The 1,087-nt window shown below is 56.1% G+C and carries 1 protein-coding gene; it reads right to left on the minus strand.

What is annotated here, in order from left to right:
- Positions 1-1,069 (minus strand): phosphoglycerate kinase (pgk, locus tag B2310_RS08075; RefSeq protein WP_290730384.1); only part of this gene is annotated, 1,069 nt, incomplete at its 3' end.
- Positions 1,070-1,087: the final 18 nt, after the last annotated feature.

The following is a 1,087-nucleotide window of genomic DNA, read 5'->3' on the forward strand; positions in this document are numbered from 1 at the left end:
CCATAGCCTTGGTAGCCTTTTCGAAAGCTTCGAATTCGAACACGCCTGCAGGGCCGTTCCAGACGATGGTCTTGGCGGACTTGATAGCGTTCACGAAGAGCTTGGTGGATTCAGCGCCCACATCGAGGCCCATCCAGCCAGCCGGAATGCCTTCGGCGTCAGAAACAGCCTTCGTGGCAGCGTCGGCAGCGAACTTGTCAGCAGCGATGTAGTCGACCGGGAGGATGATTTCCTTGCCAGCAGCCTTGGCCTTGGCCATCAGATCCGGAACGAGCTTGGCACCTTCTTCGTCAAACAAAGAAGAACCGATTTCGATGTTGTTCAAAACCTTCTTGAAGGTGAAAGCCATGCCACCGCCGATGATGATCTTGTCGGCCTTGTCGAGGAGGTTGTTGATGAGCTGGATCTTGTCAGCGACCTTTGCACCGCCGAGGATGGCGAGGAACGGACGCGGAGGATTGTTGAGCACCTGGTCGAATGCCTTGAGTTCCTTGTTCATGAGGAAACCGGCAGCGCGCTGCGGAAGTTCAACACCAGTCATGGAGGAGTGGTCGCGGTGAGCGGTACCGAAAGCGTCGTTCACGTAGACGTCAGCGAGCTTGGTAAGGCTTGCGCGGAAGGCCTTCACGGCTTCCTTGTCGGCCTTTTCCTTGGTTTCGGTGCCATCGGCGTTCTTGATCTTGCGCTTGCCTTCTTCTTCGATGTGGAAGCGGAGGTTTTCGAGGAGGATGATTTCACCCGGCTTGATAGCGGCGCAGGCGGCTTCGACTTCCGGACCCACGCAGTCGGAGAGGAACTTCACCGGCTTCTTGATGAGTTCTTCGAGCTTCTTGGCAACCGGAGCGAGCGTGTACTTCATGTTCTTTTCGCCATTCGGGCGTCCCAGGTGAGAAGCGAGCACGACGGCTGCACCGTGATCGAGAGCGTACTGGATGGTCGGGAGAGCGGCTTCGATACGCTTGGTGTTGGTGATTTCGCCAGTCACCTTGTCCTGCGGAACGTTGAAGTCAACACGGATGAACACGCGCTTGCCGGCGAGTTCGAGATCTTCGATAGAAAGCTTTGCCATTGTAGCAATCCTCTTTTT

The sequence above is a fragment of the Fibrobacter sp. UBA3629 genome, from assembly GCF_002374005.1.
Lineage (GTDB): Bacteria > Fibrobacterota > Fibrobacteria > Fibrobacterales > Fibrobacteraceae > Fibrobacter.